At 64.5% G+C, this 296-nt stretch carries 1 protein-coding gene; it reads left to right on the top strand.

Annotation, left to right across the window (positions count from 1 at the left end; genetic code table 11):
* Nucleotides 1-41 precede the first annotated feature (41 nt).
* A partial coding sequence (locus tag SADO_RS17205) for an FAD-dependent oxidoreductase (protein ID WP_353113666.1) occupies nt 42-296 on the top strand: 255 nt, incomplete at its 3' end.

Here is a 296-nt window from a genome sequence, read left to right as displayed (position 1 = left end):
CCCAGTCTTCACGGGTCGCGGGAGAAGACGAAAACCGCCATATCGCGATCATTGGCAGTGGCAGCGGCGCGTTTGCGGCTGCCATCCGCGCCGTTGAGGCAGGGGCGCGGGTGAGCATGATCGAGTCGGGCGACATCATTGGCGGCACCTGCGTCAATGTGGGCTGCGTGCCGTCCAAGATCCAGATTCGCGCCGCCGAACTGGCCCAGCACCAACGCCACAACCCGTTTGACGGGTTGGCAGATTGCAAGCCAACGATCAATAGGCCACGCCTGCAGCGCCAGCAGCAGTCCCGG

It is taken from the genome of Salinisphaera dokdonensis CL-ES53, from assembly GCF_040361215.1.
In the GTDB taxonomy this organism is placed as follows: Bacteria; Pseudomonadota; Gammaproteobacteria; order Nevskiales; family Salinisphaeraceae; genus Salinisphaera; species Salinisphaera dokdonensis.
This window is presented reverse-complemented; position numbering and strand designations above follow the sequence as displayed.